The following is a 14450-nucleotide window of genomic DNA, read 5'->3' as shown; positions in this document are numbered from 1 at the left end:
GGTTCGGGTGATGCACCACTATATCCGGAAAGTGCTGAACGGAAACCGGTTTTTAGAACCGATCTCGATCTCGCTTCAGTATTGGTATTCCTCGAATACCGGCTCGACCGAACCGTTCCAGCGGCCGTGGTAGAGCGACAGCATGTCGTCCGCCATGGTCGTCTTCTTGGCGAGCACTTCGTCGAGCGGCTGCAGGAAGATGCTCTCGTCCTGGCCCTCGCCGTTCAGCCGCGCCCGGGCCTTCAAACCCGCCTTGGAGAGCGCCACCGCCTCGCGGGCGATGTCGAGCACCGACCTGCCCTTGATCTCGGCCTTCAGACCCTTGGCCGGCACCGCATCGCGCATGGCAATCACGTCCTCGACCGTCCAGTCGGCGGTCAGCGTCTCGGCATCGGCAAGCGCCGTGTCGTCATAGAGCAGACCGACCCAGAAGGCCGGCAGCGCACAGATCCGCCGCCACGGGCCGCCGTCGGCGCCGCGCATTTCGAGGAAGCGCTTCAGGCGAACGTCGGGGAAGAGGGTGGAGAGATGGTTGGTCCAGTCGCCCATCGTCGGCTCCCAGTCCTTGACCTCGCCCTTGAGGGCGCCGTTCATGAACTGGCGGAAGGTGACATGCGTGCAGTCGTGGTATTTGCCGTCGCGGACGACGAAATACATCGGCACGTCGAGCGCCCATTCCACATAATCGGCGAACCCGAAATCCTCCTTGAAGACGAAGGGCAGCACGCCGGAGCGCTGGTTGTCGGTGTCGCGCCAGATATCGCCGCGCCAGGAGAGAAGCCCGTTCGGCTTGCCTTCGGTGAACGGCGAGGAGGCGAACAGCGCGGTCGCGATCGACTGCAGCTTCATCGACACCCGCATCTTGGCGGCCATGTCCGCTTCCGAGGAAAAGTCGAGGTTCACCTGGATCGTGCAGGTGCGGTACATCATGTCGAGGCCCTTGGAACCGACCTTCGGCATATAGCGCGTCATGATCTCGTAGCGGGATTTCGGCATGCGCGGGGTTTCCGCGCGCGACCATTTGGGGCTGCCGCCGATGCCGAGGAAACGGATGCCCATCGGTTCGGCGATTTCGCGCAGAACGGCGAGATGCTGGTTCGATTCCCGACAGGTCTGGTGAATGGTTTCGACCGGCGCACCGGAAAGCTCGAACTGGCCGCCGGGCTCGATGGAGATCGCGCCCATGCCGGACTGCTCGCCGAGCCCGATGATGTTGTCGCCGTCCATGATCGGTTCCCAGCCGAGCTTCTTTTCCATGCCCTTCAGCAGAGCGGAAATGCTGGCATCGCCGAAATAGGGGACGGGACTGTTGTCCGCCCGGAAAAAGGCGAATTTCTCATGCTCGGTGCCGATGCGGAAATCTTGTCTCGGCCGCGGTCCCTTCGCCAGGTAGGCGGAAAGCTCGGACACCGAGGTTAGCGGTGTCTGGTCGGTCGTATCGCGGGCCATGAAAACTACCTTGCTCGGAATGCCTGATCTGGACGAACTCGCCGGTGATTGGACCGGATTGATGTGCGGCGCAAGTCAATTTCTTTCAAGATAGATTCAGAATTTCAAGGCCCTTGTGTCCGGCGTAGGGCAGGTGGCTCAACGCCAGTCGCCGGCCGCCGCCTGGATGACCGCGAGGGCTGCGACCGCCGCCGTATCCGCCCTGAGAATTCGAGGTCCGAGCGGAATTGCGGTGACGAAGGGCAGTGAGCGCAGTCTGCCCCTTTCCTCCTCGGAAAATCCGCCTTCCGGGCCGACCAGGAGCGCCAGCCTGGTCTCTTTGATCGCGGAAAGGATCGGCAACGGGTTCTGGCCCTCGTCGCCTTCGTCGCAGAAGATGATGCGCCGGTCCTGCGGCCAGCTGTCGAGCAGGTCGCCGAGTTTCCTCGGTGCCGCCACTTCCGGCACCGACAAAATGCCGCACTGCTCGGCTGCCTCCACCACATTCGCCTGAAGCCGGTCCATGCTGGTGATCTTGCCCTGCACGTGCTGGGTCATGACCGGCTGGATGAAGCCGGCCCCCATCTCGACCGCCTTTTGCACGAGATAGTCGAGCCGCCCGACCTTCAGCGGCGCGAAGAGGTAATGCAGGTCGGAAGCCGGCGGCTGCGGCCGGGTTTGCTCGAGCGCCTCCAGCACGATCTTCTTGCGGGTAGGGAAGGTGATCCGGGCCTTCCATTCGCCGTCGCGGCCGTTGAAGATGAGGATTTCGGCACCTTCCTCCATCCGCAGCACATTGGCGAGGTAGTTGAACTGTTCGGCCGACGCTTCAGGACGCGCGCCGGCGCCGAGCGGCGCATCGATGAACAGTCTCTGCATCCGGAAATTGGCGCGCATAAAAACCTCGAAGCTAGACGAACAGCGCGAACATAGCCGTGGCGATCAGCGCCGCAAGGGTGGCGGCTGCCGGAAGCGTGATCATCCAGGCGGCGATGATGCTCAGGAAATGCGAGCGCCGCACCAGATACCGCCGTTTAAGTTCGTCGTCGTTGCGCTCGAACGGTTCCGTCGTGTCGAGATCCTTGCCCGCCCGCACCCGCATGTATTCGAAACGGCGACGGGAATGGCGGGTATACCACTCGCGGAAGAAGCCGACGCCGAACACCGCCCCGACGGCGATATGGGTCGAGGAGACCGGCAGGCCGATCCAGGATGCGACGATGACGGTCAGCGCCGTCGACAGCGAGACGCAGTAGGCGCGCATCGGATTGAGCTTGGTGATCTCGGCGCCGACCAGCCGGACCAGTTTCGGGCCGTAGAGCAAGAGGCCGAGCGAGATGCCGAGGCCGCCGACGATCAACTCCCAGAGCGGAATATGCACGCCCGCCGAAATGCCGCGCTGTGCGGCCGAAACGATCGCCGCCAGCGGGCCGATGGCGTTCGAAACGTCATTGGCGCCATGCGCGAAGGAGAGCAGAGCGGCGGAAAGTATCAGCGGAATGCGGAACAGCGTGCGAAGCGACTGGTTGCGGTTTTCAAGCCCTTCAGCCTGCCTGGCGATCACCGGGATCAGCAGGCGCCAGGCGGCAAGACCGGTGCAGAGGGCGATCAGCGTCGCGACCGGCGCCGACACCGCCACCAGCTGCCCGAGGCCGAGCAGGCCCAGATAGCCCGCAAAGGCGCCGGTCATCAGGCCGATCAGCACCGGCACCCATTTCTTCGCCGCGGCGACCTTGTCCTCGCGGTAGATGATGGTTTCCTTGATGAAGAACAGGAAGGCGGCGGCGATGACGGCGCCGAGGATCGGCGAAAAGACCCAGCTGGCGGTAATGCCGGCGATCATGCCCCAGTTGACCGCGGAAAGTCCGGCGGACGCGATCCCGGCCCCCATGACGCCGCCGACGATCGAATGGGTGGTGGAAATGGGCGCGCCAAGCCAGGTCGCGACGTTGATCAGCACCGCCGCCGACAGAAGAGCTGCCATCATCGCCCATATGAGGACGTCCGGGCTGGTGATCATGCCGCCCTGCATGATGCCGTTGGCGATCGTATTGGCGACGCCGCGGCCGGCGATCACCGCGCCGGCCACTTCGAAGATCGCCGCCAGGCCGAGGCCGAAGGCCATGGTCATGGCGCGGGCACCGACTGCCGCGCCGATATTGTTGGTGACGTCGTTGGCGCCGATGTTCATTGCCATATAGGCGGCGAGGCCGGAGGCGGCGATGACGACGACCGCTCCGGGCTTTCCTGTCACATAGGACGCGGCAAAGATGGCGACCAGGATGATGAACAGCAGCGCCGTGCCCGGCGCGGCAAGCCCGCGCGACATCTGCCGGGCGGCTTCCTCCACGGAGGAGAACTTCTCCAAATCCTTGTCGAGCGTCGGCTTCGCCAAACGCGGCCGTCTTTGGCCCATATCTCCGTCCTTGGGTGAAAAGGGAGGCGCGAGACCGGAACTGCGGCCGTCTCCGCCTCGCGGAAGAAAATCACGGCCTATCGCTTAATAGCGTGCGCAGGCGAAGGCAATATTGCAGAATTGTGAAGATGCGCCGAAGCGGCTTAGCTTGCGGCTTTGACCGTAAGCTGCGGAGCGCGCGGCTGCATTCTTTCGGCGAACTGCAGGAAGAGGATCTTCAATTCCGGTTCGTTGACGCGCATCGCGGCTTCTTCACAGGAAACCCATTCCAGCGTCCGGGAGCCCTTTTCCGGATAGCTTTTCAGGCATTCGTCCACTTCGAGCGCGTGGACCTGCACCCTGACGGGGATTTTCAGGCCGTTATCGAGCGTCTTGCGATAGTGATAGAAACCGAGTGGTTCCTTCTCCACCTTGCCCTTGACGCCGACTTCTTCGAACGCTTCCCGTTCGGCAACCTGATGAGCTTTCTTGTCGGTCATCGGCCAGCCCTTGGGCACGACCCAGCGGCCGGTATCGCGGCTGGTCGCAACCAGAACCTCGAGTTGTGCCGGCTTCTTTTTTATCCGGTAGCAAAGCGCGGCGTACTGCTGTCGCGGTGGCCGCTGCAGCATCAACCGAAGATTGCCCGTGACCCGATCCATAAAGCCCAATTTCTGTTTGATCCTCCAGAGAATGACATTTTACTAATATAGAGCTTGCGCGAAGATTAACGACCCTCTGAGACTTTTTTATAAGAATCACGGTGGTTAACGATCACCAAAGCGCCAACCATTGTGAGGCCACAAAGTTTCACGTCAATAGAAATTTGCACAGGTGTTCAATTGTACTGTGCACGACGCGCCGCAAGGCGCCGGAGAGGGGCTCAGGTTTTGGTTTGAATCATCCTGAGTTGTGCGATCCGGCTCCATTCGCCGGTGCGTTCGGCCTCGTCGGTGACCTTGGAAATGAAATCGATATGGTCTTCCGCAGCCTGTCTGGCCCTGGCAGGGTCGCCGTCCAGTATCGCCTGCCCGATCGCCTCATGTTGGGTCATCACGGCATCATGGGCGCCGCCGACGTTGAAGATGATGCGGCGGTTATAGAAAATCCCGTCGCTGAGCAGCCGATAGCAGGCTCTGAGCGTATGCATCAGAACGATATTATGCGCCGCATCGCCGACCGCGTTGTGAAATTCGACGTCGGAGGTCAGCTCATCCTCGAAACGCCCGTCCCGATGGGCAAGGCGCATCGTCTCCAGAATACGCTCGATCAGTTGCCTGTCCGTATCGGTCGCGCGCCTGGCGGCAAGCTCCGCCGTCATGCCTTCGAGCTGGCGTCTATATTCCAGATAGTCGTGAACGGCCCGCTGATGCCGGCGGATCAGGGCGACCAGCGGCGGCGAGAAGATCTGGCCGACGATATCGGCCACATAGGTGCCGCCGCCGTGCTGGCTGGTGAGCAGCCCGCGCGCCTCCAGCTCCTTCAGTGCTTCCCTGAGGATGGGCCGGGAAATGTCGAAGCGCTGCGCCAGCTCGCGCTCGCCCGGCAGGCGGTCTCCGTCGCGCAGCACGCCGTTGAGGATCAGGCTCTCGATCTGAAGAATGACCTCGTCCGCGGTTCGACCATGCGGCACCGGCGCGAAAAGCTCATGCGTCAAGTTTCCGTCTCCAAATCGGTCATGTCAGCCGGACGTTTCGGCTTCTTGTATCACTGGTAAAAAAAGTATACCAGTTGAATGTCTGTAGGAGGGTCCGGTGGCCGACACGATCCGTTTCTTGAAGCCTCGCGAGGCGGTGCTGTCGCGCCGGGCAGCGATCATTGCCGATCTCACCGATCTCCTGCCGCCGGAATGCCTGGTGCATGAGGCCCGCGAGCTGGTGCCGTTCGAGACCGATGCGTTCGTCTCCTACCGCCGCCTGCCGCTCGCCGTCGCCCTGCCGAAAACGACGGCGCAGGTGGCCGCCGTGATGAAATACTGTCATCGCTACGGCATTCCCGTCGTGCCGCGCGGTGCTGGCACTTCGCTGTCGGGAGGCGCCATCCCGCAGGAGGATGCGGTCGTGCTCGGCCTTTCCAAGATGTCGCGCATCCTCGAGGTCGATTACGCAAACCGCACCGCCACGGTGCAGGCCGGCGTCACCAATCTCAACATTTCCGAAGCGGTCGGCGTCGACGGCTTTTTCTATGCGCCGGACCCGAGTTCGCAGCTCGCCTGCACGATCGGGGGCAATATCGGCATGAATTCCGGCGGCGCCCACTGTCTGAAATACGGTGTCACCACCAACAACCTGCTGGGCGTGAAGATGGTGCTGGTCGACGGCACGGTGATCGAGCTCGGCGGCAAGCATCTCGACGCGGCCGGTTACGATCTGCTTGGCCTGGTCTGCGGTTCGGAAGGCCAACTCGGCATCGTGACGGAAGCCGTCGTGCGGCTGATCGCCAAGCCGGAAGGCGCCCGCCCGGTCCTGTTCGGCTTCGATACGTCGGAACATGCCGGTGCCTGCGTCGCCGATATCATCGGCTCCGGCATCATCCCGGTCGCCATCGAGTTCATGGACAAGCCGGCGATCGAGATTTGCGAGGCATTTGCGCATGCGGGTTATCCGCTCGACGTGGAAGCGCTGCTGATCGTCGAGGTCGAGGGTTCGGAAGCGGAAATGGATGCGATGCTGAAAGCGATCGTCGAGATTGCCGGCCGCCATGGCGTGAAGACCGTGCGCGAGAGCCAGTCGGCGATCGAAGCGGCGCTGATCTGGAAGGGCCGCAAGTCCGCCTTCGGCGCCACCGGCCGTATTGCCGACTATATCTGCATGGACGGCACGGTGCCGCTCGGCAAGCTTTCCTATGTGCTCAACAAGACCTCCGAGATCGTCGACCGTTTCGGGCTGCGGGTCGCCAATGTCTTCCATGCGGGCGACGGCAACATGCATCCGCTGATCCTGTTCAACGCCAACGACCCCGAGGATGCGGCCAGGGCCGAAGAGGCCGGCAATGAGATCCTCAAACTCTGCGTCGATGCCGGCGGTTGCCTGACCGGCGAGCACGGCGTCGGCATCGAGAAACGCGACCTGATGCGCCATCAGTATTCCGAGGCCGATCTCAACCAGCAGATGGCCGTGCGTTCCGCCTTCGACGAAGACTGGATCCTCAACCCGTCGAAAGTCTTCCCGCTGGATGGACGGCCCGCCGCATGACGCTGATACCGAATTCCGAAACGGACGCAGCATATGTCATCCGCAATGCGGCCAGCGAGGGCAAGAAGCTTGCGCTATGCGGCGGCAACACCCGCGCCGGTTTCGGCAACGCCGCCGAGCCTGCAGAAATGGTGAGCTCGACCGGCCTTTCCGGCATCGTCGATTACGAGCCGGCGGAAATGGTGATGACGGTGAAAGCCGGCACGCCGGTCGCCGAGATCGAGGCGGCGCTTGCCGCCAACCGCCAGATGATGGCTTTCGAGCCGATGGACCACCGCGGCGTCATGGGCACGCTCGGCGAACCGACGATCGGCGGCGTGTTCGCCGCCAATGTCTCCGGCCCGCGCCGGTTCGTGTCCGGGGCTGCCCGCGACAGCCTGCTTGGCATCCGGTTCATCAACGGCCGCGGCGAGCCGATCCGCGCCGGTGGGCGGGTGATGAAGAACGTCACCGGCCTCGATCTGGTCAAGCTTTTGGCCGGCTCGCATGGCACGCTCGGTTTCCTGACCGAAGTGACTTTCCGGGTGCTGCCGGTGCCGCAGACGGTGGAAACCATCGTCATTTCCGGTCTCGACGACGCGGCGGCCGCAAAGGCGATGGCGGCGGCGATGGCGCTGCCGGTCGAAGTATCGGGCGCCGCACACCTGCCGCAGACCGTCCGGTTCCGTTTCCTCGGCGGCGGTTTGCCGGCCGGCGAGGCGACCGTTCTGCGCATTGAGGGTCTTGACGCTTCCGTTGCCGTGCGGGCTGAAAAACTGGCCGCCGTCATGGAGGCATTTGGGCCGGTCTCGCGGTTCGGCCTGGAGGAGAGCCAAACACTCTGGCGGCAGATCCGCGATGTCTATCCCTATTCGGATGGGACTTTGAAACCCGTCTGGCGCGTCTCCATTGCCCCCTCGGCAGGGCACCAGCTGGTCGCAGCGCTCCGGCTCGAAGCCGGCGTCGATGCTTTTTACGACTGGCAGGGCGGACTGGTCTGGATGCGGATGGAAGCCGATCCGGAGGCAGAACTGCTGCGCCGCTACATCCGAGCTCTCGGCGGCGGCCATGCGACGCTGATGCGGGCATCGGACGCCGTGCGCGCCCAGACGCAGGCTTTCGAGCCGCAGCCGGATGCGGTCGCGGCACTCTCGGCCCGCGTCAAACAGAAGCTCGACCCGGCGGGGATCTTTTGCCCGGGCAAGATGGGGTGAATACGGCCATGGCAATGTTTCCGTCTCACCCCCCTCTGTCCTGCCGGACATCTCCCCCTCAAGGGGGGAGATTGAATTGGAGCAACGTTTCGCCCCTCTCGACAGTACGGGTGGAAACGACGCCCGTGCTTCCTGCCGATCTCCCCCCTCGAGGGGGAGATGTCCGGCAGGACAAAGGGGGGCTGGCGGAACGCATAGCCGTCGGTGAACATGCAATGTCCGCGAGGGGTAGCCAATAAATGCAAACCAACTTCACCCTCGCTCAGCTCGCCGATCCGCATGTAGCCGAATCCGAGCAGATTCTCCGCCGTTGCGTACATTGCGGCTTCTGCACCGCCACCTGTCCCACCTACGTCACCCTCGGTAACGAGCTCGACAGCCCGCGCGGGCGCATCTATCTCATCAAGGACATGCTGGAAAACGGCCGTGCGGCGGATGAGGAAGTGGTCACCCATATCGACCGCTGCCTGTCCTGCCTTGCCTGCGTCACCACCTGTCCCTCCGGCGTCGACTACATGCACCTGGTCGACCATGCCCGCATCCATATCGAGAATACCTACCGGCGCCCGCTGATCGACCGGCTGATCCGCAACCTGCTCGCGGCCGTGCTGCCTTATCCCGCCCGCTTCCGCACCGCGCTCGGTTTCGCAAGACTGGGCCGCCCCTTCGCACCGCTCCTGAAGCGCGCTTCGGCGCTAAGGCCTTTGGGGGCAATGCTCGATCTCGCGCCGAGATCCCCTGCCAGGGCTTCGGATTCGGCAAAACCCGGCACACGCATCCCCGAGGCCGGGAAGCGCGGCCGCGTTGCGATCCTGTCGGGTTGCGCCCAGCCGGTGCTCGATCCGGGCATCAACGAGGCGACGCTCCGGCTTCTCGCCAGGCTGGGTGTCGAAGTGGTGGTGCCAGAGGGCGAGGGCTGCTGCGGTGCGCTCGTGCATCACATGGGCCGCGAGGAACAGGCGCTCGACTTCGCCCGCCGCAACGTCGATGTCTGGACGCGAGAGATCGACAAGGGCGGGCTCGATGCGATCATCGTCACCGCGTCCGGCTGCGGCACGACGATCAAGGATTACGGCCATATGCTGCGCCTCGATCCCGCCTACGCTGAAAAGGCCGCAAGGGTCTCAGGCCTTGCCAAGGATATCACCGAGTATCTTTCGACGCTCGATCTGCCGCGGCTGGAGCCGAAGCGGCTCAACGTCGCCTACCACTCCGCCTGTTCGATGCAGCACGGCCAGAAGATCACCATGGCGCCGAAGAACCTCCTGAAGGCGGCGGGCTTCACCGTCCGCGATCCGGGCGAGGGGCATCTCTGCTGCGGCTCCGCCGGCACCTACAACATCCTGCAGCCGGAAATCTCGGCGCAGTTGAAGGCCCGCAAGGTGAGGAATATCGAGGCGACCAAAGCCGATGTGATCGCCACCGGCAATATCGGCTGCATCACCCAGATCGCCTCCGGCACCGCAATCCCGATCCTGCACACGGTCGAGCTTCTGGATTGGGCCTATGGCGGCCCGAAGCCGGAAAAGATCCCGGCCAGATAAGTTGGGTCCAACAAAAAAGCCGGCGAAATCGCCGGCTTTTGTCGTCGAGGGTATTAAGCCTCAGAACTTGTAGGAGACGCCGAGGTTGATGGCGTGCGTCAGGATGTTGGTCTTCAGCGAAGCGCCGCTGTCGATGTCGACATCCACGAACGAGTAGTTGCCCTTGTATTCGGCGAACATCGCCCACTTTTCGGTCAGCTGGTACTTCACGCCGGCCTGGGCCTGGATCGTTGCGCCACCGAACTGGTATTCGAAGGTGCGGCCCGAGGCGCGGGTCACTTCGACATGCGGAACGTTGATACCGACACCGGCGCCGACATAAGGCGTCCACTTGCTGCCCTCGATCGGGAACTTGTAGAGCGCGTTGACCGTCAGCAGGTTCAGGCCGTCGGTGAATTCAAAGACGCTCCAGCCACCGGCTTTGGCCATGCTTTCGTCATCGGCATAAACCTTGGCGTGGGTGTAATCGAGCGAAACACCCCAGTTCGAAAGGGCGCCGCCATCGAACCAGTAGGTGCCGCGGATACCCCAGTAGGGAGGCATCTGGAAGGGATTAGTATCCCAGCCGGCCGCAAAGTCCGGGCCGTCCGATACGGTGACCTTGGAATGCGGCGCGAATTCGTAACCACCGTAAACCGAGATTTCGAAACCGCCGGTGCTGGCCGGAGCCACATAGGCCGGCGCGGCAGGTGCTGTGGCCGGAGCCAGGTCGGCCGCTTGAGCCGGGGCAACATAGGCAAGACCAGCTGTGAGAAGCGTGGATGCGAAGGCGAAGGAAATAATTTTGCGCATGAATCAGCCTGCAGGGAGGGACGTTGGCTTTTTTGATGACTCAATGTTTAGCGGCGGATGCCTCGCCGGTCTGTGCTTTTTCTGCACCAGTCGCCGACGAAGCTAAGCCCGTTATGGTTAACGAAATCTAAACCTATGAAAAAGAGCGGCTTTTGCCGCTCTTCCGGATTCCATCTGCGACGATTTAGCCGCCGAAAATCGTGCCGAAGATATCGATCCCGCGATCTTCGAAATCGACATTCCCCTGCCGGTTGCCGGGGCCGATGACGATCACCTTGGTGCCGATATCGGCGCGCGCATAAAGATGCTCGACATCCTTGTTCATCATGCGGATGCAGCCGGACGACATGTTGAGGCCGATCGTCCAGGGCTGGTTGGTGCCGTGGATGCGGAAGATCGTGTCGCGGCCGCCCTTGTAGAGATACATGGCGCGGGCGCCGAGCGGGTTGTCGATGCCGCCTTCCTGTACGGCCGGCAGGATACGGCCGGCGCGGCGTTCGCGCACGCGCATTTCGGCCGGCGGCGTCCAGGACGGCCATTCCGCCTTGCGGCCGACATTAACGACGCCCGACCAGCCGAACCCCTCGCGCCCGACGCCGATGCCGTAGCGGGTCGCCCGGTTGGGCCCTTCGATATAGTAGAGGAACTTGTTGTTGGTATCGACGATGATCGTGCCGGGCTTTTCGGTCGACGAGAAGCGTACCATGCGGCGCTTGAATTCTTCCGGCACTTCCCGCGGCATCGCGACCAGCGTCACGTCGCTCGGCGGGTTTCCGACAAACGGGGCTGCCGGGCTGATCGCGCTGGCATGTCCGGCGGTAAAGAAGATCGCTCCAGCCATTCCCATGGCCATCGCAAGGACCTTGCTTGTCCTCATTCCCCCAACTCTCATTCCCAACTCCTCTCCGATCTGGTGAACGGCGGAGGCTAACCGACTCGGGCGTCAAAACAAGCGGGAGCAGTATAATAAAGAAGATGCGATGGTCAGAAGGCGGCGAGACTGTGTCTCCGCCGCCTCACCTTCGGGACTGGCCGGCGTTACATGACGATGACCTTGGTGCCGACGTTCACCCGCTCGTAAAGATCCGTCACATCTTCGTTGCGCATGCGGATGCAGCCGGAGGAGACCGCGCTGCCGATCGTCCAGGGCGCGTTGGTGCCGTGGATGCGATAGAGGGTCGAGCCGAGATACATGGCGCGGGCGCCGAGCGGGTTCTCCGGTCCGCCGTCCATGCGGGCCGGCAGGTAGTGACCCTTGACCGCTTCGCGCTGGATCATTTCCGAAGGCGGCGTCCAATCCGGCCACTCGGCCTTGCGGGTTACCTTGTGTTCGCCGGCCCATTCAAAACCCGGCTTGCCGACGCCGACGCCGTAGCGGCGGGCCTGCCCGTTGCCCGTGACCAGATAGAGGAAGCGGTTGTTGGTATCGATGACGATCGTGCCGGCCCTCTCCTTGGTGTCGTAGGCGACGGTCTGGGGCAGGAACTGCGGTTCGATCTGGCTGCGGACCGGCTGCGGCCGCATCGCCACCGGCTGGACGGGCGAGCGATCGAAAATGCCGCGGCGAACCATCGGCTGCGGCTCGCGCTGCTGGTAGGCTTCACGCTCTCGGTAGACTTCACGCTGTTGGTAGACCGCGCGCGGCTGGGCGGCCTGGCGCGGATAGACGACCGGGCGGCCGTTCGGGCCGGCAAGCTGCATCACCCACGGGGCGGCAAGATCGGGGCTCAGCACCACCGGCGGACGCTCGCGATAGCGGTCCTGCGCAAGGGCGGCGGTACTGGAAAAAGCAGCGGCAAGGCTAAAAGCCAGAAAAAGGGTTTTCTTCATGATCGGATCCACTCGTTACAAATCACCGACCGGACGCCCCTCAAACACTGGATAACTGGCGTCGGTGTTGACGAACATGGTGACCACGAGGTGAAAGCGAATGGTAAACGGGTGGAACATTGGAAGCAGGCCGGCCTATAAACCTTTTGGCAGGGTTACCGCCCGGTTTTGAAACATGGTTGACCGATGTTAAAGCCGACGGAAACCCTGTTAACCAAAGGGTCTGGACCAAGGAGCAGGAATGGAAAAGGCGGGAATCATCGTCGGCGAAGACGGCAGGGCGCGGTGCGCCTGGCATGGCGGCCTGGAAGACTACCGGCGCTATCACGACGAGGAATGGGGCTGGCCGGTGACGGACGATATCCGCTTGTTCGAAAAGATCTGCCTCGAAGGTTTTCAGTCCGGCCTGTCCTGGCTGACGATCCTCAGGAAGCGCGAGAATTTCCGAGCCGCCTTCGCCGGTTTCGATTTTGTCGAGGTCGCGCAGTTCGGCGAGGCCGATATCGCCCGCTGCCTCGCCGATGCGGGCATCATCCGCCATCGCGGCAAGATCGTCTCGACCATCAACAATGCCGCCCGCGCCGTCGAGCTCCGCGACGAATTCGGCTCGCTCGCCAGATTCTTCTGGAGTTTCGAGCCGGGCCCGCATCTGCGCCCCGCGGTGATGGATCTCGCCACGCTCAGGGCCAATCCCACCACGCCGGTATCGGTGCAATTGTCGAAAGCCTTGAAGAAGCGCGGCTGGACATTCGTCGGTCCGACCACCGTCTACGCCTTCATGCAGGCCATGGGCATGGTCAACGACCATCTCGACGGCTGTTTCTGTCAGCCGGAGGTCGATGCGTTGAGGCTGAAATTCAAGCGCCCGTGATCTTCGAGATCACCGAAGCCAGTTCGCCGAGATGGTCGATCTGGCGGAAGCGCGGCGCTGTCGTCGGCGCGTCCACGTGTTCCAGGACCCAGGTCAGCGCATGCGGCACGAATACGCCGTAGCTTCCGGCCGCGATCGCCGGCACGATGTCGGATTTCAGCGAATTGCCGACCATCATCGCCCGTTCCGGCCCGTCTGCGACCTTGGAGAAGATGCGGCGATAGGTGGTGGCGGTCTTGTCGCTGACGATTTCCACCGCATCGAAGAAATCCCCGAGGCCCGATTGCGCCAGCTTGCGCTCCTGGTCGAACAGGTCGCCCTTGGTGATCAGCACCAGCAGATATTCCCCGTTCAAGGCCTCCAGCGTCTCTTCCACATGCGGCAGGGTTTCCACCGGATGGCGCAGAAGGTCGCGACCGATATCGAGGATTTCGCCGATGATCCTGGTCGGCACCTTGCCGTCGGTGATCTCGATCGCCGTCTCGATCATCGACAGGGTGAAACCCTTGATGCCGAAGCCGTAATGGGAAAGATTGCGTTTTTCCGCGTCCAGCAGCCGCTCCGAGATATGAGCACCTTCAGCGAACTGGCCGAGCAGCTTGGCGAAGTGTTCCTCCGTCAGCCGGTAATATTGTTCGTTTTGCCAGAGCGTATCGTCGGCATCGAAGCCGATTGCGGTAATCGGGCGCATGGAACTGCCTCCACCCGCTGATATGGCGAAAAACGAAGCGCCGGGCAAGATGAAAGCCTGCCCGGCACCATTATCATCAGGACTTGTTACTTGCCGTGCGCCTTCAGCCAGGCCTGCATGTTGGCAATTTCCGCCTCCTGCGCCTTGATGACGGCTTCGGCGAGCTTGCGGATTTCCGGATCCTTGCCATGCGCAAGCTCGACCTTGGCCATGTCGATGGCGCCCTGATGATGCGGGATCATGCTGCGGACGAAGTCCGCATCCGTATCACCGGAATACTTGATCGCCATGTCCTTGTGCATTTTGGCGTTCGCACCTTCGAATGCCTTGGTGGACGGGCTGCCGGCTGCCGACATGCCCATCTTGGAGTGGTCCATGCCCTTCATCTCCTGCGCGGCGAGCGGCCCGGCGAGGAGAGCGGAGAGGGCGGTGGTCATGAGAATGATTTTCGCAGACATAGTTTTCCTTTTCCGTGTCCGACAAAATTTGATGATGAGGTGGATCTAAATTCC

At 62.6% G+C, this 14450-nt stretch carries 14 protein-coding genes; 4 read left to right on the top strand and 10 right to left on the bottom strand.

The features are described 5' to 3' along the window. Positions 1-75: 75 nt before the first annotated feature. The 5 genes from J2X76_RS04190 to J2X76_RS04170 form a co-directional block, all read right to left on the bottom strand. Positions 76-1449: a glutamate--cysteine ligase gene (locus tag J2X76_RS04190; RefSeq protein WP_310213545.1), complete on the bottom strand. Its 1374-nt coding sequence runs from the start codon at positions 1447-1449 to the stop codon at positions 76-78. A gap of 138 nt (positions 1450-1587) precedes the next feature. Continuing rightward, positions 1588-2325: a 16S rRNA (uracil(1498)-N(3))-methyltransferase gene (locus tag J2X76_RS04185; protein ID WP_310213543.1), complete on the bottom strand. Its 738-nt coding sequence runs from the start codon at positions 2323-2325 to the stop codon at positions 1588-1590. A 13-nt stretch (positions 2326-2338) separates the two neighbouring features. Then, positions 2339-3844 (bottom strand): anion permease, encoded by a 1506-nt coding sequence (locus tag J2X76_RS04180; RefSeq protein ID WP_310213540.1) that lies wholly within the window; start codon positions 3842-3844, stop codon positions 2339-2341. A gap of 143 nt (positions 3845-3987) precedes the next feature. Further along, on the bottom strand, positions 3988-4494 hold the full coding sequence (locus J2X76_RS04175) for an NUDIX hydrolase (RefSeq protein ID WP_113129801.1): 507 nt from the start codon (positions 4492-4494) through the stop codon (positions 3988-3990). Between the two features lie 212 nt (positions 4495-4706). Continuing rightward, a complete protein-coding gene (locus J2X76_RS04170; RefSeq protein ID WP_310213537.1) occupies positions 4707-5480 on the bottom strand; it encodes a FadR/GntR family transcriptional regulator in 774 nt (257 codons plus the stop codon). A gap of 97 nt (positions 5481-5577) precedes the next feature. Between J2X76_RS04170 and J2X76_RS04165 the strand changes: the two genes are divergently transcribed. The 3 genes from J2X76_RS04165 to glcF all read left to right on the top strand — a co-directional run bounded on the left by J2X76_RS04165 (position 5578) and on the right by glcF (position 9754). After that, entirely contained in the window at positions 5578-7017 is a 1440-nt protein-coding gene (locus J2X76_RS04165; RefSeq protein ID WP_310213535.1) for an FAD-linked oxidase C-terminal domain-containing protein, read from the top strand. Further along, positions 7014-8210 carry an FAD-binding protein gene (locus J2X76_RS04160; RefSeq protein WP_310213532.1) on the top strand — a complete coding sequence of 399 codons (1197 nt, stop codon included), beginning with the start codon at positions 7014-7016 and terminating at the stop codon, positions 8208-8210. Before J2X76_RS04165 ends, J2X76_RS04160 begins: the two co-directional genes overlap by 4 nt. A gap of 239 nt (positions 8211-8449) precedes the next feature. Next, positions 8450-9754, top strand: coding sequence for a glycolate oxidase subunit GlcF (gene glcF, locus J2X76_RS04155; RefSeq protein WP_310213529.1), 1305 nt, complete (start codon positions 8450-8452; stop codon positions 9752-9754). A gap of 60 nt (positions 9755-9814) precedes the next feature. On the opposite strand, the gene J2X76_RS04150 is transcribed toward glcF, so the two are convergent. The 3 genes from J2X76_RS04150 to J2X76_RS04140 all read right to left on the bottom strand — a co-directional run bounded on the left by J2X76_RS04150 (position 9815) and on the right by J2X76_RS04140 (position 12376). After that, positions 9815-10546: an outer membrane protein gene (locus J2X76_RS04150; RefSeq protein ID WP_113283977.1), complete on the bottom strand. Its 732-nt coding sequence runs from the start codon at positions 10544-10546 to the stop codon at positions 9815-9817. Positions 10547-10730: 184 nt separating this feature from the next. Beyond that, entirely contained in the window at positions 10731-11423 is a 693-nt protein-coding gene (locus J2X76_RS04145) for a L,D-transpeptidase (RefSeq protein ID WP_310213524.1), read from the bottom strand. A 161-nt stretch (positions 11424-11584) separates the two neighbouring features. Continuing rightward, positions 11585-12376, bottom strand: coding sequence for a L,D-transpeptidase (locus tag J2X76_RS04140; protein WP_405029973.1), 792 nt, complete (start codon positions 12374-12376; stop codon positions 11585-11587). Positions 12377-12617: 241 nt separating this feature from the next. On the opposite strand from J2X76_RS04140, the gene J2X76_RS04135 reads away from it, so the two are divergent. Then, complete coding sequence (locus J2X76_RS04135) at positions 12618-13247, top strand: DNA-3-methyladenine glycosylase I (RefSeq protein WP_310213521.1); 630 nt, start codon at positions 12618-12620, stop codon at positions 13245-13247. On the opposite strand, the gene J2X76_RS04130 is transcribed toward J2X76_RS04135, so the two are convergent. After that, entirely contained in the window at positions 13234-13938 is a 705-nt protein-coding gene (locus J2X76_RS04130) for an HAD family hydrolase (RefSeq protein WP_310213518.1), read from the bottom strand. The genes J2X76_RS04135 and J2X76_RS04130 overlap by 14 nt on opposite strands. A gap of 86 nt (positions 13939-14024) precedes the next feature. After that, a complete protein-coding gene (locus J2X76_RS04125) occupies positions 14025-14396 on the bottom strand; it encodes a DUF305 domain-containing protein (RefSeq protein ID WP_310213516.1) in 372 nt (123 codons plus the stop codon). Positions 14397-14450 lie beyond the last annotated feature (54 nt).

This window comes from Neorhizobium sp. 2083, from assembly GCF_031455615.1.
In the GTDB taxonomy this organism is placed as follows: domain Bacteria; phylum Pseudomonadota; class Alphaproteobacteria; order Rhizobiales; family Rhizobiaceae; genus Neorhizobium.
The sequence above is the reverse complement of the archived record's forward strand: the minus strand, read 5'-3'. Positions and strand labels throughout refer to the sequence as shown.

Excerpts from the sequence above, each read along its gene's own strand:
- J2X76_RS04190 (WP_310213545.1), bottom strand. The coding sequence starts at position 1,449 with ATGGCCCGCGATACGACCGACCAGACACCGCTAACCTCGGTGTCCGAG.
- J2X76_RS04185 (WP_310213543.1), bottom strand. The coding sequence starts at position 2,325 with ATGCGCGCCAATTTCCGGATGCAGAGACTGTTCATCGATGCGCCGCTC.
- J2X76_RS04180 (WP_310213540.1), bottom strand. The coding sequence starts at position 3,844 with ATGGGCCAAAGACGGCCGCGTTTGGCGAAGCCGACGCTCGACAAGGAT.
- J2X76_RS04160 (WP_310213532.1), top strand. The coding sequence starts at position 7,014 with ATGACGCTGATACCGAATTCCGAAACGGACGCAGCATATGTCATCCGC.
- glcF (WP_310213529.1), top strand. The coding sequence starts at position 8,450 with ATGCAAACCAACTTCACCCTCGCTCAGCTCGCCGATCCGCATGTAGCC.
- J2X76_RS04150 (WP_113283977.1), bottom strand. The coding sequence starts at position 10,546 with ATGCGCAAAATTATTTCCTTCGCCTTCGCATCCACGCTTCTCACAGCT.
- J2X76_RS04145 (WP_310213524.1), bottom strand. The coding sequence starts at position 11,423 with ATGAGGACAAGCAAGGTCCTTGCGATGGCCATGGGAATGGCTGGAGCG.
- J2X76_RS04140 (WP_405029973.1), bottom strand. The coding sequence starts at position 12,376 with ATGAAGAAAACCCTTTTTCTGGCTTTTAGCCTTGCCGCTGCTTTTTCC.
- J2X76_RS04135 (WP_310213521.1), top strand. The coding sequence starts at position 12,618 with ATGGAAAAGGCGGGAATCATCGTCGGCGAAGACGGCAGGGCGCGGTGC.
- J2X76_RS04130 (WP_310213518.1), bottom strand. The coding sequence starts at position 13,938 with ATGCGCCCGATTACCGCAATCGGCTTCGATGCCGACGATACGCTCTGG.
- J2X76_RS04125 (WP_310213516.1), bottom strand. The coding sequence starts at position 14,396 with ATGTCTGCGAAAATCATTCTCATGACCACCGCCCTCTCCGCTCTCCTC.